This is a genomic window from Pseudomonas sp. B22(2017), from assembly GCF_002113105.1.
GTDB lineage: Bacteria > Pseudomonadota > Gammaproteobacteria > Pseudomonadales > Pseudomonadaceae > Aquipseudomonas > Aquipseudomonas asiatica.
Window position 1 is genome coordinate 117,299 of record NZ_NEJN01000005.1, and the last position, 19,834, is coordinate 137,132.

The 19,834-nt window shown below is 62.4% G+C and carries 17 protein-coding genes; 9 read left to right on the plus strand and 8 right to left on the minus strand.

The annotated features are described in order from the left end of the window. Positions 1-3 precede the first annotated feature (3 nt). The 6 genes from CAG18_RS13035 to yaaA all read right to left on the minus strand — a co-directional run bounded on the left by CAG18_RS13035 (position 4) and on the right by yaaA (position 8,637). Positions 4-1,482, minus strand: a complete 1,479-nt coding sequence (locus CAG18_RS13035) for an alginate export family protein (protein WP_013974153.1) — start codon at positions 1,480-1,482, stop codon at positions 4-6. Further along, entirely contained in the window at positions 1,479-2,906 is a 1,428-nt protein-coding gene (algK, locus tag CAG18_RS13040) for an alginate biosynthesis TPR repeat lipoprotein AlgK (RefSeq protein WP_085720998.1), read from the minus strand. Before algK ends, CAG18_RS13035 begins: the two co-directional genes overlap by 4 nt. 12 nt (positions 2,907-2,918) lie before the next feature. After that, a complete protein-coding gene (locus CAG18_RS13045) occupies positions 2,919-4,085 on the minus strand; it encodes an alginate biosynthesis protein Alg44 (protein WP_013974151.1) in 1,167 nt (388 codons plus the stop codon). A gap of 36 nt (positions 4,086-4,121) precedes the next feature. Then, positions 4,122-5,603, minus strand: coding sequence for a glycosyltransferase family 2 protein (locus CAG18_RS13050; protein WP_031324250.1), 1,482 nt, complete (start codon positions 5,601-5,603; stop codon positions 4,122-4,124). Between the two features lie 73 nt (positions 5,604-5,676). Continuing rightward, positions 5,677-6,993 (minus strand): nucleotide sugar dehydrogenase, encoded by a 1,317-nt coding sequence (locus tag CAG18_RS13055; protein WP_085720999.1) that lies wholly within the window; start codon positions 6,991-6,993, stop codon positions 5,677-5,679. 864 nt (positions 6,994-7,857) lie between these two features. Continuing rightward, a complete protein-coding gene (yaaA, locus tag CAG18_RS13060; protein WP_085721000.1) occupies positions 7,858-8,637 on the minus strand; it encodes a peroxide stress protein YaaA in 780 nt (259 codons plus the stop codon). 136 nt (positions 8,638-8,773) lie between these two features. On the opposite strand from yaaA, the gene CAG18_RS13065 reads away from it, so the two are divergent. The 5 genes from CAG18_RS13065 (at position 8,774) to moaE (ending at position 12,942) form a co-directional block, all read left to right on the plus strand. Further along, on the plus strand, positions 8,774-9,901 hold the full coding sequence (locus CAG18_RS13065; protein ID WP_085721001.1) for a polysaccharide deacetylase family protein: 1,128 nt from the start codon (positions 8,774-8,776) through the stop codon (positions 9,899-9,901). Positions 9,902-10,266: 365 nt separating this feature from the next. Beyond that, a complete protein-coding gene (locus CAG18_RS13070; RefSeq protein WP_013974146.1) occupies positions 10,267-11,661 on the plus strand; it encodes a PhoH family protein in 1,395 nt (464 codons plus the stop codon). A 116-nt stretch (positions 11,662-11,777) separates the two neighbouring features. Next, positions 11,778-12,248 (plus strand): cyclic pyranopterin monophosphate synthase MoaC, encoded by a 471-nt coding sequence (gene moaC / locus CAG18_RS13075; protein WP_003251775.1) that lies wholly within the window; start codon positions 11,778-11,780, stop codon positions 12,246-12,248. Then, the gene (moaD, locus tag CAG18_RS13080) at positions 12,248-12,493 is read left to right on the plus strand and encodes a molybdopterin converting factor subunit 1 (RefSeq protein ID WP_085721002.1); all 246 of its coding nucleotides are present in this window, start codon (positions 12,248-12,250) and stop codon (positions 12,491-12,493) included. The genes moaC and moaD overlap by 1 nt, the downstream gene beginning before the upstream one ends. Positions 12,494-12,495: 2 nt before the next feature. Beyond that, positions 12,496-12,942 (plus strand): molybdopterin synthase catalytic subunit MoaE, encoded by a 447-nt coding sequence (gene moaE / locus CAG18_RS13085; protein WP_085721003.1) that lies wholly within the window; start codon positions 12,496-12,498, stop codon positions 12,940-12,942. Positions 12,943-13,070: 128 nt separating this feature from the next. On the opposite strand, the gene rhlB is transcribed toward moaE, so the two are convergent. Both rhlB and CAG18_RS13095 read right to left on the minus strand, forming a co-directional pair. Then, a complete protein-coding gene (gene rhlB, locus CAG18_RS13090; RefSeq protein ID WP_085721004.1) occupies positions 13,071-14,534 on the minus strand; it encodes an ATP-dependent RNA helicase RhlB in 1,464 nt (487 codons plus the stop codon). A gap of 101 nt (positions 14,535-14,635) precedes the next feature. Further along, complete coding sequence (locus tag CAG18_RS13095; protein ID WP_015271737.1) at positions 14,636-15,292, minus strand: alpha/beta hydrolase; 657 nt, start codon at positions 15,290-15,292, stop codon at positions 14,636-14,638. Positions 15,293-15,623: 331 nt separating this feature from the next. Between CAG18_RS13095 and CAG18_RS13100 the strand changes: the two genes are divergently transcribed. The 4 genes from CAG18_RS13100 to CAG18_RS13115 all read left to right on the plus strand — a co-directional run bounded on the left by CAG18_RS13100 (position 15,624) and on the right by CAG18_RS13115 (position 19,781). Next, on the plus strand, positions 15,624-16,652 hold the full coding sequence (locus tag CAG18_RS13100; protein WP_015271736.1) for an amino acid ABC transporter substrate-binding protein: 1,029 nt from the start codon (positions 15,624-15,626) through the stop codon (positions 16,650-16,652). Positions 16,653-16,719: 67 nt separating this feature from the next. Next, on the plus strand, positions 16,720-17,898 hold the full coding sequence (locus CAG18_RS13105) for an amino acid ABC transporter permease (protein WP_085721005.1): 1,179 nt from the start codon (positions 16,720-16,722) through the stop codon (positions 17,896-17,898). Positions 17,899-17,908: 10 nt separating this feature from the next. Then, positions 17,909-19,006, plus strand: a complete 1,098-nt coding sequence (locus CAG18_RS13110; protein ID WP_013974139.1) for an amino acid ABC transporter permease — start codon at positions 17,909-17,911, stop codon at positions 19,004-19,006. A 10-nt stretch (positions 19,007-19,016) separates the two neighbouring features. Continuing rightward, positions 19,017-19,781: an amino acid ABC transporter ATP-binding protein gene (locus CAG18_RS13115; protein ID WP_003251792.1), complete on the plus strand. Its 765-nt coding sequence runs from the start codon at positions 19,017-19,019 to the stop codon at positions 19,779-19,781. Positions 19,782-19,834 lie beyond the last annotated feature (53 nt).

The following is a 19,834-nucleotide window of genomic DNA, read 5'->3' on the forward strand; positions in this document are numbered from 1 at the left end:
GCCTCAGAAGCGCCAGATCACGTCGACGAAGGCGCGGTGCATGTACGAGTCCGCTTCCTTGCCGTAGGCGTCACCCGGCTTGAACACACCGGCGCGCAGGCGCACCAGGGCAGATGGCTCGTCGATGGCCTGGCTCATCGAAGCCGGCAGCAGGCCTTGCTTGAAGTACTTGGTCACGACCACGTCCATTTCCTGGCCAAGGTCTTTTTCACCATCGACCAGCGGGCGGTTCACGCCGTTGTCGTTGACTACCGCGTTGATGCCGCTGGAACCGATGTTCTGGTTGCCATCGACACGCCAGAACTTGTGGTAGATGAAGCTGGCGTCATAGTCGTCGCGCAGCTGCCAGGAGGCGAACAGGGTGGCCGCCTGCAGGTTGCCCAGCTCGCCACGGAAGGCTTCACCGAAGCGGTGCACGCGCGAACGGGTGCCGGTGTAATTGGAGCGGTTGCTCTCGAGGCCGGTCTGCTCGTAGTTGCTCGAACCGTCGTCGCCACCACCACCGCTGCCACGGGCGTAGGCCGCACCGACCTGCCATTGCGGGTCGAGGCGCAGGCGGATGCCGAGGTCGGTGGCCCAGGCGTTGACGTCACCGCTCTGCTTGCCGGTGGCCACGGTTTCGTCACCGACGACCTGGCTGCTGAGGGTGTCGCGGTCACCGGTCAGCCAGGTGACGCTGCCCCAGTAGTTGACGGTGTGGTCGTTGCGCCAGTTGTAGGCGTCGCTGTTGGCTTCCAGGCCCAGCCAGGTGAGGTCGCCGGTGCGGGTCTTGTCCAGCGCATCGACGGTTTCGCCCGGGTTCTTCAGGCTGCCGCCGTCGTGGGTGTGGTGGGCGCGAACGCCGACCCAGTGGCCAGGGGTCCACTGCGTGGCGACGTTGCCGTAGAGGTGTGTGCGGTCCTTGTCTTCCGGGGCCAGTTCGGTGAGGTCGGTGCGGTATTCGCTGAAGCGCTGGGCCACGCCCAGGTCGGCCTTGAGCAGGGTGGTGTCGAAGGTCCAGTTCAGCGCCTCGATATTGGTGTCACGCCACATGCCATCGTCGCTGCGCAGGCGCTGGCGGCCGAAACGCAGCTGCTCGCCGGGGTAGGCGGTCAGGCCGCTGTAGCCGACCCAGAATTCGCGCATGGCCAGGTAGCTCTTGTCCTGTTCACGGCCGTCGGCAGCGGTATCGGTACTGGTGCCGTCGTCGTTCTGGCGCAGGGTGTCGGTTTCGATGGTGTCGGTGGCGGTGACTGCCTGGCCCATGGCGTAGGCGCTCCAGTTGCCACGCTCGCCATATACCCAAGGGCGCAGATCAAGACCGAGGCCGTTGACGTCGCCGCCGGAGCGGGTGCCCAGGTCACGGTCGTCTTCCGACTGGCCGGTGATCTTCACATCCAGGCCGAAGTTCTTTTCAGCGGTCATTTCCGCCAGGGTCGGGCAGGACCACAGCAGGGCGAAGCTCAGGCCGATGCCAGCTTTCACGAAGGGATTGAGCGTCATAGCGAGTCCTCACCGGTTACTTCTTTTTCGTCGTCTTGCAGGGCTTCGATGGCCAGGGTGCTGTTTGCGCCTTGCGCCATGCTGCCGCGCGCCTGCTTCTCTTGTGCCAGCAGTTGCTGGGCCTGGCTGCGTTGGTCAGGCGTAAGTTGCTGATCGAGCTGCTGCAACAGTTCAGCGGACTGCGGCGACGGGTTGGCCTGGGCCAGCTGGGCGAATACCCAGGCGTTACCTGGTTGCGGGCGAATGCCGTGGCCTTCGCTGAACAGCTGGGCCAAGGCGTAGTCGGCGCTGTTCTGGCCGCCACGGGCGGCGGCCAGCAGGTGGTCGACGGCCTTCTGCGGCTCGACGTTGCCCAGGTAACCGCGGCGGTACAGCTGGCCCAGGTAGTAATGGGCGCTGACTTCGCCGGCGTCGGCGGCAGCCTGCAGGTGTTCTTCGGCTTTGGGCGCGTCCGCAGGCACGGTCTTGCCTTCGTAGTACAGGCGGCCCAGCAACAGTTCGGCGCGTGGCTGTTCGGCTTCGCGGCCCTTGTCGATGTAGGCCATCAGCTGGTCGGTATCACCCAGCTCGGGGAAGTCGTACACCAGTTGCGCCAGGCTGACCCAGGACGCCGGGTTGGCCGGGGCCACCTGCTCGAGCAGGTCCTTGGCGGTTTTTTCGTCGGTCTGGCCGAGGCTGCGGTCAGCCAGTACCCGGGCAACGCTGTCGACCCGGGTGGCCGGCACTGCGCCACGGGCGTAGGCAGCCTTGAGTTGGCCGAGCAGGGCAGCCTGCTGGTCGGCCTGGCCACGCTTCTGGTACACGGTGGCCAGTTCGACGTAGCAGATGTCGGTGGTGTTCAGGGCGGCCTTGCAGATCTTCTCCACTTCGCCCAGGTGCTGGTCGTAGGTGCCCTGGGTGCGGTACAGCAGCACCTGGGCCAGGCCCGCTTCCGGGTTACCGGCGGCGCGCCACTGGTCGATCTGCTGCTGCGCGTTGACCTTGGGGAAGCTCTGCGGGTAGGTCAGGTAGAGCATCGCCAGCGGGATCAGGGTGTTGCTTTCGCCCTGCTTGGCGGCTTGCTTGAGCAGGGTTTCGGCTTCTTCGCGCTCGGCCTGGGTGCTGTCGGGCTTGGCCACCAGCAGGCGGCCAAGGCGCGCCTGGGCACGCGGCGAAATGGCGGCCGCGGCGCGGTAGGTGGCCTCGGCTTCCTTGATTTTCGCCGGATCGCGGGTGGCGACCTTGATGTCGGCCAGGCCCACTTGCGCTTCGCTGTAGCCCAGGTCGGCCAGCGCCTTGTAGTTGCGCTCGGCCAGTGCCGTGTCACCGCGCTTCATGGCTTCGTTGGCCAGGCGCTGGTCGGGCAGGCCTGCACAGCCGGCCAGGGTGATGGCTGCAGCCAGGGCACACAGGCCCAGGCTGGCGCTTTTCTTGTGGGGAATCATGTTGTGGTCCTCTTACAGCCCACGGGCCATGGCTTTGTCGATCAGCCAGTTCAGCGATGGGCCACGGTCGCTGTTGACCGAAGCCGGGCGGCCGGCGAGTTCGGCGGGCAGGGCGCTGTCGGGCTTGATCTGCACGCGGATGTCGGCGGCCAGGTCTTCGCTGTTGAGGCTGGCGCTGCTGACGATCTGGCCGGTGCGTACTTCGTCTTCGCCGGCTACCTGGAAGTTGACGCGGGTGCCTGGCTTGACCTCGTCGAACTGGCGGTAGGTGAAGCGCGCCTCGACCATCGGGTTGGTGGTGCGCGGGATCAGCTGGAAGATCGGCTGGCCCTTGGCGGCGTACTGGCCGTTGTCCACCAGCTGGCGGGCAACCACGCAATCACACGGGCTGGTGAGGGTGCCGGACAGCTGCTTGCCGAACAGTTCCTCGATCTTCGCCGGCTCCAGTTGTGCGTCTTCCAGGTTGCCCTTGAGCATGTCCAGCATGCTGGTGGTGAAACTGGCCAGTGGCGCGCCCTTGGCGATCTGCCCACCGCTTTCGACCAGGCTGTTCACGGTGCCGTCGCGCGGCATGGTGACGTTGGTGGTGGGTACCGCGACCACGCCGGCTTCGGCATGGCTGACGAAGTACATGCCGTACAGCGACTTGGCGATGAAGCCGAAGGCGGCGACACCGACCACGAACACGCCGAGGGTGACGGTGACCGCCTTGAGGCGGCCGAAGGCGCTCAGGCCGGCACCGCCGTCCTTTTGCTTGCGCGCCTTGGTGAAGTTGTCGCGCTGCAGGGTGCTGAGCACATCGCCAGCAGTGATCAGCTCACCCGACAGGTGCGAGGTGATGATGTGGCGCAGCGTGGCGATGTCGCGGAGCTCGAGGTTCTGGAACTGCGCGCCGGTACGGCCGCTGCCCGGGTTGTAGGAGCGCACCTGGAACTCGATGTCCATCGACAGGCCGAGGTTGTCGACCGTGAACTGCAGCCGCCCGCGGAGCACGTCGCCAACCGACAGTTGTTGCTTGGTGTGGAAGCTCAGGCCACCGGCGGAGAGGTCGTCGACCTTCACATCGTGGGCCTGGCGCTGAGGGTCGAGGAACCGCAGCTTGGCGGGGATGCGTACCCGGGCATGCTGGCGCTGGGCTTCGGACTCATGCACGACGTTGACGTTCACGGCGGTATTCATGTGGTTTGTTCCTGTTAGTTCCGATCCGGGTTGGGCTCACACGACCATGAACAGCACAGCAACGAAGATGCTGGCAGCCGAGAAGGTCATGGTCCGCGAGGACCAGGTGTTGAACCATTGTTGAAAGCTGGCGAGGTCACGCTTGAGGGCAGTGGGCTGACGCGTCCAGGACTGCTTGTCGAGGCGGAAGAACACGTAGATCTTCATCAGCGCGCCGATGATCTGGTTGTAATAGAGAATCAGCGGGTAGGCCGGGCCTACGTTGTGGCCGGAGCACAGCAGCATGATGGTGAGGATCAGGCGGGTGATACCGATCCACAGCAGATACACCAGCAGGAAGCCCAGGCCGAACTTGAGGCTGGCGATCACCGCCACGGTCAGGCCCAGCAGGCTGGTCCACATCGACACGCGCTGGTCGAACAGCACGATGCTGGTGAACAGCCCCAGGCGGCGCAGGCCCAGGCCAAGCGCGCGGGAGTTCTGCCGCAGGTTGTTGCCGTACCAGCGGTACATCAGCTTGCGGCTGGCCTTGAGGAAGCTCTTCTCCGGCGGGTGCTCGACCGTGTTGATGGCGGCGTCCGGCACGTAGAAGGTGTCGTAGCCCAGGCGCATCAGGCTGAACCAGCTGGACTTGTCGTCACCGGTGAGGAACTTGAAGCGGCCCAGGCGCCAGTGCATCAGCGAGTCGCTTTCGACGTCGGCGATGAACTCGGGGTTGGTCACCACGCTGGCGCGGAACATCGACATGCGTCCAGTCATGGTCAGCACGCGCTTGGACAAGGCCATCGAGCACATGTTGATGTGGCGCTGGGCGAAGCGCAGCTTGTGCCACTCGCTCATGATGTAGCCGCCACGCACTTCGCAGAACTCGTTGGTGGTCAGGCCGCCGACGTTGGGGAACAGCTTGAACCACGGCACGGTCTTGCGTACCACGCCATCGCCCAGCACGGTGTCACCGTCGATTACCGCCACCACGGCGTTCTCGTCCGGCAGCATGCGCGAGATCGCACGGAAACCGTAGGCCAGGCCGTCACGCTTGCCGGTACCGGCGATGCGCACGATGTCCAGTTTCACGTGGGCTGGCGGGTTGTATTTGGCCCACAGGCTTTTCACCAGCAGTTCGTCCGACATCTCCACCAGCGAACAGACCACGGTGGTGGGGAAGCCACAGTTGATCGCCTCGCGGATCACCGAGCTGTACACCTGAGCAGTGGTGAGAGCTTCGATGCGGAAGCTGGTCACCATCAGGTACACGTGGGACGGGTCGGCGTCCTTGCCCATTTTCTGAACCTTGCGGCGCAGGTACGGGTATACGCCGTAGAGGAAGATCATGCCGCGGATGAAATGCGTGGCGCCCATGGAGTAGCGCCAGATGCCGACTGCGCCGACCAGGAAGATGAAGTGCTTCGACTGCGAGTCGAAGATATCGGCTGGCAGGGCCAGGGCGATCAGCATGAGCAGACTCACGTAGAGCAGCCAACCGGCGCACTGCAACAGCACTGTCTGGATCCTTTGCATGTTCAGCATCCGTCGAGAATTCGGGAAAAGGTGGGCAGCGGGGGTGGGGAGGCCCCCGCTGCCCGGCCAGCACTTACCAGCAGATGCCTTCGGTGCGGCTGGTAGCGCAGGTCGGTTTGCTCATGAAACCGACCAGGTCGATCACGTGCTTGCCGGCCGGCGCTTGCTGGGCCAGTGCACGGAACTGCTCGTCACGGTTGCCCAGGACGATGATGTCGGCGTTGTCGATCACCTTCTGGAAGTCGGCGTTGAGCAGCGACGACACGTGCGGGATCTTCGACTCGATGTAGTCCTTGTTGGCGCCGTGTACGCGGGCGTACTGGACGTTCTCGTCGTAGATATCCAGCTGGTAGCCCTTGCCGATCAGGCGTTCGGCCAGTTCCACCAGCGGGCTTTCACGGAGGTCGTCGGTGCCGGCCTTGAAGCTCAGGCCGAGCAGGGCGACCTTGCGCTTGTCGTGGGCTTCGATCAGCTCGAAGGCGTTCTGCACCTGCGAATCGTTGCTGCGCATCAGCGAGTCGAGCAGCGGTGCGCGTACATCGAGGCTGGCGGCGCGATAGGTGAGGGCGCGCACATCCTTGGGCAGGCACGAGCCGCCGAAGGCGAAGCCAGGGCGCATGTAGTACTGGGACAGGTTCAGCACTTTGTCCTGGCAGACCACGTCCATCACGTCACGGCCATCCACGCCTACGGCCTTGGCGATGTTGCCGATCTCGTTGGCGAAGGTGACCTTGGTGGCGTGCCACACGTTGCAGGTGTACTTGATCATCTCGGCCACTTCGATCGGCTTGCGGATGATCGGTGCGTCGAGCTCTTCGTACAGGGCCTGCAGGATGTCGCCGCTGGCGCTGTCCAGTTCGCCGATGACGGTCATCGGTGGCTGGTCGTAGTCCTTGATCGCGGTGCTTTCACGCAGGAATTCCGGGTTGACCGCGACGCCGAAGTCGACGCCGGCTTTCTTGCCCGAGCAGTCTTCGAGGATCGGGATCACCACGTTCTTCACGGTGCCCGGCAGCACGGTGCTGCGTACCACGATGGTGTGGCGGCGCTCGCTGTCACGCAGCACGTAGCCGATTTCTCGGCACACCGACTCGATGTATTCGAGGCCCAGGTCGCCGTTCTTCTTGCTTGGGGTACCCACGCAGATCATCGATACGTCGCTGGCACGGATGGCTTCGGCGAAATCGGTAGTACCGCGCAGGCGGCCGTTGGCGATGCCCTGTTGCAGCAGTGCTTCCAGGCCAGGTTCGACGATGGGCGACTTGCCCTGATTGATCAGGTCGATCTTGGTGCTGGACACGTCCACACCGATCACTTCATGGCCACGCGCCGTCAGGCAGCCTGCACAGACTGCACCCACATAACCCAAACCAAAGATGCTGATACGCATCGCTATCACCTCATGTGTTTATCACGCCGGCGCCTCCGGAGAGAGCCGGACTGGGTTGATTAACAACAGTTTTCGGGCGCACGGATCCATGGCGAAATGCACACTTCGCCGAGCGCAGGCAAAATAAATCCGGAGCGCAAAAAGTTATGCACTCAAATGTGGCAGTAAAAAGCCATTAATTAAAAAACGTGCCCTGGAATGCAGCCGTCTTTATTGCAATGCGCTACGTGGCGCTTTGCTGTGCTTGTTCTTTCAAGTGGAAAAATCCTTTGAAATCAACCACTAGGACGAATTGAAAGGGACGCGTCTCTCCTGCATGGACAGGTCTTCGGGGGTTGCCCGTCATACCTGTCGAAGTTGTTGAGGCCGGTAGTGGATACCTGCCGTTGTCATATGTAAGTCATCTCTCACAGCCCAAGGGCAAGAAAATCGTTACGGCACTATGAGCGAATCGTCGTAGCAGAAGTTCCGAGGTGGGTTCGACGTGGATGAAAGATTTCTAAATATTTTTTCAGTGGCGGACAATTTCAATCTGATAGCACTCGGGGGTTTTGCCCCGATATATAAAGGGCGAAACTGTTGCGAGATATTTTTATGCCAGCATCGAAAAATATTTTGAAAAATTCGTCAAAAAAGCTACGAACGGTCTTATGGCGCTTGGCTATAAGTCGCGGCGTGCCGTTTTTTTGGCGTCGGATTTGTGGCGTGATGGCGATATGAAGCGTGCCCTGTTGCAGGGCAAAGGCGGGGAGAAATGATTTTGCCCATTCGCGGGCACGCCCGCTCCCACAGGTTGGTCACTGACCTTGAATTCAGTGGCATACCTGTGGGAGCGGGCGTGCCCGCGAAAGCGGTGCTACAGGCTTACTCAGTGGGATGATCGCGCAGGAACACCAGGTGGTCCGGCTTCGACTGCTCGGCACTGTAGTAGTACCCCTGCACATCGAACTGCTTGAGCTGCTCCGGGTCGCTGATGCGCTGCTGGATCACGAAGCGGCTCATCATGCCGCGGGCTTTCTTGGCGTAGAAGCTGATGATCTTGTATTGGCCGTTCTTCAGGTCCTTGAAGTCGACGTTGATCACCCGGGCCTTGAGCGCACTGCGTTTCACCGCGCTGAAATACTCGTTGCTGGCCAGGTTCAGCAGCACGTCATCGCCCTGTTCGGCCAAGGCCTGGTTCAGCCATTCGCTGATGCGTGTGCCCCAGAAAGCGTACAGGTCCTTGCCGCGGGCGTTGGCCAGCTTGGTGCCCATTTCCAGGCGGTAAGGTTGCATCAGGTCGAGCGGGCGCAGCAGGCCATACAGGCCCGAAAGCATGCGCAAGTGCTGCTGGGCATAGCTGAAATCGTCCTCGCCCAGGCTTTCGGCGTCGAGGCCGGTATACACGTCACCCTTGAACGCCAGCAGCGCCTGCTTGGCATTGGCCGGGGTGAAGTCCGGGGTCCAGCTGCCGAAGCGCGCGGCATTCAGGCCGGCGAGCTTGTCGGACAGGTGCATCAGTTCGCTGATCTGTGCTGGCGACAGGTCGCGCAACTGCTGGATCAGCTCCTGAGAGTCGTCCAGGTACTGGGGCAGGGTGAAACGCTCGGTCACCGGCGGGGTTTCGTAGTCGAGGGTCTTGGCGGGTGATATCACCGTCAGCATCGGGTCGGCTCCTGGCATCGTAGGCCGGGAATTCTACGGGCTGGGCGGTGCAAGTCCAAACTATGGCGACGATAGTCACAGACCATGGCCGGTGCAGAGGCTATAGTGCGCGTTTCGCCGTTGCGGAGCTTCAACCGTGCGTATTGCCTCTGCCTTGTTGGCCGCTCTGCTGAGCCTGGCCGTGCAAGCCGCCCCTTCAACCCAGGTGAGCCTGGACCGCAGCCTGTGGCCCGAAAAGCTGGACAGCCCGGCGTTGTTCGATGTGGCCTCGCGGGCCGAGATCCTCTCGTTCGCCCAGGTGCTGCATGAAAGCGAACTGCTGGACGACGCGGCGCTGGCGGCACGCTTGGGGCTACGGCAGGTCAACCTGCAGAAGGTGCGCCTGGTGCGGGCGCGCATGTGGCAGCGGTTGTGGGAAGGTTATCAACAGGCGCAGCGCAGTTGCGAACAGGATGCGTCGTTCTGCTATCCGGTTACGTCGATGGCGGAGTTGCGCACACAGGCAGCGACGTTCGCTGCCGATGTCGGCACGTTCTACACGGGCTGGATCGAGCCGAGCCACCAGTTCCATGTGCGGTACCTGGAGGAACAACTGCGCAAGGCTGCGTTGCTGCCGCAGACCAGCAGCGAGGTGGAGCGGTTGTCCTCACGCGAGCGCAATGGGGATGAACTGAACGACCGCATGTTCCTGCTGACCTTCGTCGGCGGGCCCGGGCCGGATGGCGGCAGTACCGATCTGCTGACTGATTATCTGCGCCGGCAAAAGCTTGAAGGCACGTTCTTCGTGCTCGGCAACCGCCTGCAGCAACGCCGCGACGCCGGTGCGGCAGATGCCTTGCGCCAGCTCTATCGTGGGCATTGCGTGGGGGTTCAGGGTTGGGAGTACCGCTCCCATGCGCAGTGGACAGACTGGCAGGATTCATTGCGGCGCAGCCAGGCTCGGGTGCAGGCCGACTTGCCGGAGCAGTATGTACCGTTGTTTCGGCCGCCCTACGGGCAGCGCCGGGCCGATGGCGAGGCGTTCATGACCAGCCAGCAGTTGCAAGTGTCGTTGTGGGACATCGATGCCCAGGATGATGGCGCACTGAGCGCCGAGCCCTCTGCCCAGCGGGTGCTGACCTTGATGCTGCTGTGGCGCAAGGGCGTGATCCAGTTCCATGACAGCCTGCCCAAGGCGCAGCCGGCGGTGGAGTGGTTGTTGCGCAATACTGCGCAGAGCGGGATTGGTTGGGAAGACTGCCAGGGATATGCCAACCGGGAGTGAGAGGGGGCTGCTGCGCCGCCCATCGCCGGCAAGCCGGCTCCCACAGGTACCGTGCATGGCTTGCTGGCGATAGCCCCTGCAATGGCAGCCTGATTTTTGACTGTAGTCCTCACGCGCCCCCTCGCCAACCCCTGTTCGTCATTTGGAAAAATAAACTTCACCTACGCGTAAAAAGACTTTTTTTAGTCATCATTTTTGCGGTATGAAGAAACCAGACAGCCGATTCCTGCAGCACAGGTGGCGTCATCCAGGCCCACCTAGCCAGGTTCGCTTCCCGCCCGTAACGACGCGGATACGGGGACAGCGGCAGTCACTCTGCGGCGTAACAGACCACGCCGTGTGGCTTCGACATAAGGTGACCGAGTATGGATGACCAAGGACGCAACCCTTCCTCCAGCAAGCCTATCCTGTATGTGCTCGATACCAACGTCCTGATTCACGACCCCAACGCGTTACTGAACTTCGAGGAGCACCATGTCGCCATCCCGATGACGGTGCTGGAGGAACTCGACAAGCTCAAGACCGGCAAACAGACCATCGCCGCCGAATGCCGCCAGGCCATTCGCCTGATCGACCAGACCCTTGGTGACGCCTCGCCCAGCGATGTCGAGCAGGGCGTGCCGATCCAGCGTGGCAAGAGCGGGCCCAAGGGCTTCCTGTCCATCCTGATGACTCCGCGCAACGAGCCGAACAAGCTGCTGCCGGAAAACCTCAACGACAACATCATCATCAACCAGTTGCTCGAAGTACGGGCCCGGCGCACCGACCTGGACGTTGTGCTGGTCACCAAAGACATCAACATGCGCCTGAAGGCACGTGCCTGTGGCATCGCGGCCGAGGACTACAGCACCGACCAACTGGTCGATGACGTGTCGTTGCTGTCCAAGGGCTACCATTCGGTCACCGGCTCGTTCTGGGACCGGGTGAGCAAGGTCGATACCCGCCAGGAGCGCGGCCGCACCTGGCACCGCGTGCAATTGATCGACAACCTGCCGGCGGTTCACGTCAACGAGTTCATCATCGATGAACAGGGCTTCGTCGGCTGGATCAAGGGTATCCGCAACGACGAACTGCTGTTGCTGGACCTGCACCAGGAACCGCTGCTGCACCAGGAAGCCTGGGGCTTGAAACCGCGGGACATCCACCAGAGCCTGGCGTTGTTCGCCCTGCTTGACCCGGATATCCACTTGGTCAACCTGACCGGCGCCGCCGGTTCCGGCAAGACCATCCTGGCCCTGGCCGCAGCCATCGAACAGACCATGGTAAGCAAGCGCTACCGGCGCATCATCGCCACCCGCAGTGTGCAGGGGCTGGACCAGGAGATCGGCTTCCTGCCGGGCACCGAGGCCGAGAAGATGGAACCTTGGCTGGGCGCCATCACCGACAACCTCGAGGCCTTGCACATGGATGACGAAAGCACCCATGGCAGCGTCGAGTACATCCTCGAGCGCGTGCCGTTGCAGTTCAAGTCGCTTAACTACATCCGTGGCCGTAGCTTCCAGCAGAGCCTGATCCTGATCGACGAGTGCCAGAACCTGACGCCGCACCAGATGAAAACCATCATCACCCGTGCCGGCTCCGGGTCCAAGGTAGTCTGCCTGGGCAACCTGGCGCAGATCGATACCCCCTACCTGTCCGCGACCAGCTCGGGCCTGACCTACCTGACCGAGCGCTTCAAGGACTTCCCCCATGGCGTGCACATCACCCTGCAGGGCGTGCCACGCTCGGTGCTGGCCGAGTACGCCGAGTCGCATCTGTAACCCTTTCCGCCGGGCGGTTCGCCGCCCGGCTCTTTCGCGGGCACGGTTGACGCACCCCTCTGCTCAAACCTGACTCACAGGTTTACACTGCGAGTTCCCTTCACAGGAGCAGAGCAGTGCTGACACATCTTGATTCCCAGGGGCGGGCCAACATGGTCGACGTCACTGAAAAGGCCGTGACCGAGCGCGAGGCCACTGCCGAGGCGCGGGTGCGCATGTTGCCGCAGACCTTGCAGATGATCGTCGACGGTGAACACCCCAAGGGCGACGTGTTCGCCGTGGCGCGCATTGCCGGGATCCAGGCGGCGAAGAAGACCAGCGACCTGATCCCGCTGTGCCACCCGCTGATGCTGACCAGCGTCAAGGTCGAACTGAGTGCCGAGGGGCAGGACGCGGTGCGTATCGTCGCCCGCTGCAAGCTGGCCGGGCAGACCGGCGTGGAGATGGAGGCGCTGACTGCCGCCAGCGTGGCTGCGCTGACGATCTATGACATGTGCAAGGCTGTGGATAAAGGTATGGTCATCGAGCAGGTGCGCCTGCTGGAAAAACTCGGCGGCAAGAGTGGCCACTACAAGGTGGAGGCGTGATGAAGGTCAAGGTGATGTACTTCGCCCGTTACCGCGAATTGTTGGGCGTGGATGCCGAGCGGGTGGAGGGTTCGTTCAAGGTGCTCGACGATGTGCGCCAGGCCTTGGTGGCCAAGGGCGGGCAGTATGAAGTGCTGGCCGAGCAGAACCTGATGTGTGCGCGCAACGAAGAACTGTGCAAGCTCGATGAGCCGCTGGAAGAGGGCGATGAAGTGGCGTTCTTTCCGCCGGTGACCGGAGGCTGAACATGGCTGTGCGAGTACAGGAGGGCGCGTTCGATCCGGGAGCCGAGACCAATGCCATGCACGCGGCGAATGTCGGTGTGGGCGCGGTGGTCGGTTTTGTCGGCTACGTGCGGGATTTCAACGATGGCCGCGAGGTGGCGGGGATGTTCCTCGAGCACTATCCGGGCATGACCGAAAAGGCCTTGGCCAAGATCGTGGTGGAGGCAGAGCAGCGCTGGCCGTTGCTCAAGGTGGAGGTGCTGCACCGCATCGGTGCGCTCGAGCCGGGTGAGCCGATCGTGTTCGTCGGCGTGGCCAGTGCCCATCGGCAGGCGGCGTTCGATGCCTGCAACTTCATCATGGACTATCTGAAGACGCGGGCGCCGTTCTGGAAGAAGGAAAATACCCAGGAAGGGGCGCGGTGGGTGGAAGGGAGGCAGAGTGACCAGGATGCCGCTGGGCGCTGGTAGATCCTTGTTTGATGGCCGGGGCGGAGCCCCGGTTCGCAGGTGAACCCGCTCCCACAGGTACACCACAGGTTTTGAAAGCTGTGCAGTACCTGTGGGAGCGGGTTTACCCGCGAAGAGGCCGGCATAGGTTAATGGTGCTTGCGCGGCACCGGCTTCAGCATTTCATCCGGCGGCATTTCACACTTGATCTTGCGCCCCAGCAGCTCTTCGATCGCTGGCAGCTGGTACGAGTCATCCTCACCGGCAAAGCTGATCGACACACCACTGGTGCCAGCACGGCCTGTCCGGCCAATGCGGTGCACGTAGTCGTCCGGGTCTTCCGGCAGGGTGAAGTTGATCACGTGGCTGATGCCATCGATATGAATGCCCCGCCCCGCCACGTCGGTGGCCACCAGCACGGTGATGCGCCCTTCGCGGAAGTTCTCCAGGGTACGGATACGCTTGTGCTGCGGCACGTCACCCGACAACTGCGCGGCATTGATGCCGTCGCGCACCAGTTTTTCCTCGATGCGCCGCACTTCGTCCTTGCGGTTGGCGAACACCATCACCCGTTCCCACTTGTTCTGGGTCACCAGGTTGTACAGCAGCTTGTACTTGTCGCTGCCGGCCACCGCATAGACGTGCTGCTCCACCGTTTCGCTGGCAACGTTCTCCGGCTCGATCTCGACGATGGCCGGGTTGGTGGTCCACTGCTTGGCCAGGTTCATCACGTCGTCGGTGAAGGTGGCGGAGAACAGCAGGGTCTGGCGCTCGCTTTTCGGCGGCGTCTGGCGAATGATCTGGCGCACCTGGGGGATGAAGCCCATGTCGAGCATGCGGTCGGCTTCGTCCAGCACCATCACTTCGACCATGTCCAGGTGCACCTCACCGCGCTGGTTGAAGTCCAGCAGACGCCCCGGAGTGGCCACCAGGATGTCGCAATGGCGCGCTTCCAGGGCCTTGAGCTGCTTGTCGAAGTCCATTCCGCCGACGAAGCTCATCACGTTCAGGCCGGTGTACTTGGTCAGGGCGATGGCGTCCTTGGCGATCTGCACCACCAGCTCACGGGTGGGCGCGATGATCAGCGCACGTGGCTCGCCCATGTAGCGTTCCTTCGGCGGCGGCGTCTGCTGCAGCTGGGAAATGATCGAGATCAGGAACGCCGCAGTCTTGCCGGTACCGGTCTGGGCCCGGCCGATGGCATCCTGACCGCGCAGGGTGTAGCCCAGCACCTGTGCCTGGATCGGCGTGCAGTACGGGAAGCCCAGGTCGTGGATGGCATGCATCAGTTCGTTGGACAGCTTGAAGTCGTGGAAGCGGGTCTTGCCTTCCTGTGGCTCGACCACGAAGTCTTCCGGTTTCCACAGGCTGGCCTGCGGCTTGGGCTTGCGCTCGCGACGCGGTTTGTCCTTGGCCGGCTTGTCGGCGGCTGGCGTAACGGCGGCAGGCTGTTCGGCCTGGGGAGTGGGGGTGGCGCGTGGTGCGGCCGGTTTTTCCGCAGGCCGGGCCTCGCTGGTGGGTGCGGGCGCAGGCGGCGTCACGCTGGCAGCAGGAGCGACGGCCTGTGGCGCGGCGTCTCCCTTGCCGAAAATTTTCTTGAGTGCCTTGAGCACGATCGTCTCATCAACTGGTTAAGGAATGTACGCCGGGCAGTGTAATGCAAGATTCAGGCGCGGCGTAGTGGAATAGCCTTACAACTACAGACAGCCCTGGCTTATTGCAATTGCTTGCTCAGCCAGTCGTGGATGTCGCTCAACTCTTCCACCACCACTTCGTGTTCCATCGGGTATTCGTGCCAGCGTGCGGCAACGCCCCAGGTATTGAGGTACTCGAAGGCGGTGCGGCCCATGGAAGGGATCACCACCGGGTCGTGCACACCATGCAGGCACAGGGCCGGGGTGCGTTGCTGGCAGGCGCTCAACTGATGCTGGTCGTTGAAGGTGGGGGCGTAGGTGGACAAGGCGATCACGCCACCCAGCGCTTCTTGCCACTTTATATAGGCAGTGTGCAGCACCACCGCGCCACCCTGGGAGAAGCCAGCCAGGAAGATCCGCGACAGGCTGATGCCTTTGGCCTGCTCGGCCTTGATCATGCTGATGACCTGTTCGGCCGATTCCTCCAGCTGCGCCTCGTCGATGGCGCGGGCCGGGGTCATGGCCTTGATGTCGTACCAGCTGGGCATGGCGTAGCCGCCGTTGATGGTTACCGGGCGGGTGGGAGCCTGGGGCATGACGAAACGGGTGCTGAGCAGGCGTTCCTGCATGAATTCGGCCACTGGTAGGAAGTCGTAACGGTCGGCACCCAGGCCGTGCAACCAGATCACACAGGCGTCTGCGGTTTTCTGCGGTTCGAGAATCAGCGGGTTGGTCATGACTGCTCCGAAAGTGTGCGGGTCTTGTTATGGCGTGCGTGAAAAGAAGGCGCTGGAAATGATTGTCGGAAAAAGAATGTCGCAACGATACAACTTTCCCTACTTGACGAGCGCTTAAACGCTACAGCCGTAAATTCTGGTACGCGCTTTGCAATTCAACCAATGATGCAAAGGGCAGGCCGTGACGGTAACACCCTTTGCACGCGAAGGCTGTCACAGAACAGTCCATTGCGCCATTGACCCAATAACAAGCCAATACGGGTCGGATACGCCTCAAAAGGGTGCGGTGCAATTCCGGCTCGATACAACAAGAGCGATTTGGAGGTTGTGAATGAAGATGTTGAAAACCACCCTGGCAGTCCTGACCGCTGCCGCCGCGCTGGGCGCCGTGAGCAACGCCCAGGCCGGCGCCACCCTGGATGCGGTAAAGAAGAAGGGCTTCGTCCAGTGTGGCGTGAGCGACGGTCTTCCAGGCTTCTCGGTACCTGATGCGCAGGGCAAGATCGTTGGTATCGACGCCGACGTGTGCCGCGCCGTAGCCGCCGCTGTATTCGGCGATGCGACCAAGGTCAAGTTCAGCCAGCTCAACGCCAAGGAACGCTTCACCGCACTGCAGTCGGGCGAAGTCGACGTACTGTCGCGCAACACCACCTGGACCAGCTCGCGTGATGCCGGCATGGGCCTGGTGTTCGCCGGTGTTACCTACTATGACGGCGTCGGCTTCCTGGTCAACAAGAAACTCGGTGTTTCCAGCGCCAAGGAGCTTGATGGCGCGACCATCTGCATCCAGGCCGGTACCACCACCGAGCTGAATGTGTCGGACTTCTTCCGCGCCAATGGACTGAAGTACACGCCGATCACTTTCGATACCTCCGACGAAAGCGCCAAGTCGCTGGAGTCCGGCCGTTGCGACGTGCTGACCTCGGACAAGTCGCAGCTGTTCGCCCAACGCTCCAAGCTGGCCGCGCCGACCGAATACGTGGTACTGCCGGAAACCATCTCCAAGGAGCCGCTGGGCCCGGTGGTGCGCAAAGGCGATGAGGAGTGGTTCAGCATCGTCAAGTGGACCCTGTTCGCCATGCTCAACGCCGAAGAGGCAGGCATCACCTCGAAGAACGTCGAGGCCGAGGCCAAAGGCACCAAGAACCCGGACGTCGCTCGCCTGCTGGGGGCGGACGGCGAGTATGGCAAGGACCTCAAGCTGCCCAAGGACTGGGTAGTGCAGATCGTCAAGCAAGTCGGCAACTATGGCGAAGTGTTCGAGAAGAACCTGGGCCAGGGCACCGACCTGAAGATCGACCGTGGCATGAACGCCCTGTGGAACAACGGCGGCATCCAGTACGCGCCACCTGTGCGCTGATGGCTGCACCCTGCGGCGGCATCCCGCCGCCGCAGGCTGTTCGGAACCCTACTTTCCGGGGCACTTCATGCAAAATCGAATCGGCGCACAAAAGGGTTTATCCCTGAGCGATCCACGTGTGCGCGCGTGGCTGTTCCAGATTCTCACGATAGTCTTCGTGGTCGGTCTGGGCTGGTATCTGTTCCACAACACGCAAACCAACCTGCAACACCGGGGTATCACCTCGGGCTTCGACTTTCTCGACCGCAGTGCCGGCTTCGGCATCGCCCAGCACCTGATCCCCTACGTGGAATCAGACAGCTATGCGCGGGTGTTCATCATCGGCCTGCTCAACACCTTGCTGGTGACGTTCATCGGCGTGGTGCTGGCGACCATCCTTGGCTTCATCATCGGTGTGGCGCGGTTGTCGCCGAACTGGATGATCAACAAGCTGGCGACCGTGTATGTGGAAACCTTCCGCAACATCCCGCCGTTGTTGCAGATCCTGTTCTGGTACTTCGCCGTGTTCCTGACCCTGCCGGGACCGCGGGGCAGCATCAATATCGACGACACCTTCTTCATCAGCAACCGTGGCCTGAACATGCCCGGCGCGTCCATGGCCGAAGGCTTCTGGCCGTTCGTCGTGGCCCTGGTCCTGGCGCTGCTGGCCATCGTGGTGATGGTGCGTTATGCCAACAAGCGCTTCGACGAGACGGGTGAGCCATTCCACAAGTTCTGGGTGGGGCTGGCGCTGTTCATCGCCATCCCAGGCGTTTGCGCACTGCTGTTCGGCAGCCCGGTGCACTGGGAAGTGCCGCAATTGAAAGGATTCAACTTCGTCGGTGGCTGGGTACTGATCCCCGAGCTGCTGGCGCTGACCCTGGCGTTGACCATCTACACCGCTGCGTTCATCGCCGAGATCGTGCGCTCCGGTATCCGTTCGGTCAGCCATGGCCAGACCGAGGCCGCGCGTTCGCTGGGCCTGCGCGAGGGGCCGACCCTGCGCAAGGTGATCATCCCCCAGGCACTGCGGGTGATCATTCCGCCGCTGACCAGCCAGTACCTGAACCTGGCGAAGAACTCGTCGCTGGCGGCCGGTATCGGCTACCCGGAGATGGTCTCGCTGTTCGCCGGTACCGTGCTCAACCAGACCGGCCAGGCCATCGAGGTGATCGCCATCACCATGAGTGTCTATCTCGCCATCAGCATCAGTATTTCGCTGCTGATGAACTGGTACAACAAGCGCATTGCGCTGATCGAGCGGTGAGGATACGCCCGTGAATGCCCATGTTTTCAAACCCGACATGCCGCCACCGGTGAAAACCGTCGGCGTGCTCGCATGGATGCGTGCCAATCTGTTCTCCAGCTGGCTCAATACGCTGCTCACTCTGTTCGCCATCTACCTGGTTTGGCTGATCGTGCCGCCGCTGCTGCAGTGGGCGTTGCTTGATGCCAACTGGGTCGGCACCACCCGCGCCGACTGCACCAAGGAGGGCGCCTGCTGGGTGTTCGTGCAGCAGCGTTTCGGCCAGTTCATGTACGGCTACTACCCGGCCGAGTTGCGCTGGCGCGTGGACCTGACCGTGTGGCTTGCCGTGCTTGGCGCCGCCCCGCTGTTCATCAAACGCTTCCCACGCAAGGCCTTCTACGGCCTTGGCTTCCTGGTGGTGTACCCGCTGCTGGCCTACACCCTGCTGCACGGGGGCATGCTGGGCCTGGAAAGCGTACCTACCAGCCAGTGGGGCGGGCTGATGCTGACCCTGGTGATTGCCACCGTGGGCATTGTCGGCGCATTGCCGCTGGGAATCCTGCTGGCCCTGGGGCGGCGCTCGAAAATGCCTGCGGTGAAGGTGGTGTGCGTGACCTTCATCGAGTTCTGGCGCGGCGTGCCGCTGATCACCGTGCTGTTCATGTCATCGGTGATGCTGCCGTTGTTCCTGCCTGAGGGCATGAGCTTCGACAAGCTGCTGCGGGCGATGATCGGCGTGATCCTGTTCCAGTCGGCGTATATCGCCGAGGTGGTGCGTGGCGGCCTCCAGGCCATCCCCAAGGGCCAGTACGAAGCTGCCGCGGCCATGGGCCTTGGCTACTGGCGGGCGATGGGCCTGGTGATTCTGCCGCAGGCGCTCAAGCTGGTAATTCCCGGCATCGTCAACACCTTCATTGCCCTGTTCAAGGACACCAGCCTGGTGATCATCATCGGCCTGTTCGACCTGCTGAACAGCGTCAAGCAAGCTGCTGCCGACCCGGCCTGGCTGGGTATGGCTACCGAGGGCTACGTGTTCGCCGCCCTGGTGTTCTGGATTTTCTGTTTCGGTATGTCCCGCTACTCCATGCATCTGGAGCGCAAGCTGGACACTGGCCACAAGCGTTAGGAGTTTCGAAATGAGTGAAGCGATCAAGCAGCCTGCCGGCCCCGAAGGCATCATCCAGATGCAGGGCGTGAACAAGTGGTACGGCCAGTTCCATGTGCTCAAGGACATCAACCTGAACGTGCGCCAGGGCGAGCGCATCGTGCTGTGCGGGCCGTCCGGCTCTGGCAAGTCCACCACCATCCGTTGCCTCAACCGCCTTGAAGAGCACCAGCAGGGGCGCATCGTGGTCGATGGTGTGGAGCTGACCAACGACCTCAAGCAGATCGAGGCCATCCGCCGCGAAGTGGGCATGGTGTTCCAGCACTTCAACCTGTTCCCGCACCTGAGCATCCTGGAAAACTGCACCCTGGCGCCGATGTGGGTGCGCAAGATGCCGCGGCGCAAGGCCGAGGAAATCGCCATGCACTACCTGGAGCGGGTGCGTATTCCGGAGCAGGCGCACAAGTACCCGGGGCAGTTGTCCGGTGGTCAGCAGCAGCGTGTGGCGATTGCCCGCGCGTTGTGCATGAAACCGAAGATCATGCTGTTCGACGAACCGACCTCGGCGCTGGACCCGGAAATGGTCAAGGAAGTGCTCGATACCATGGTGGGCCTGGCCGAGGACGGCATGACCATGCTCTGCGTGACCCACGAGATGGGCTTTGCCCGGACCGTGGCGAACCGGGTGATCTTCATGGACAAGGGCGAGATCGTCGAGCAGGCGGCGCCGGATGACTTCTTCGACCGGCCACGCAGTGACCGGACCAAGTTGTTCCTGAGCCAGATCCTGCATTGATGTAGCCGGGGCCGCTTTGCGGCCCATTCGCAGCACAAGGCTGCTCCTACAAG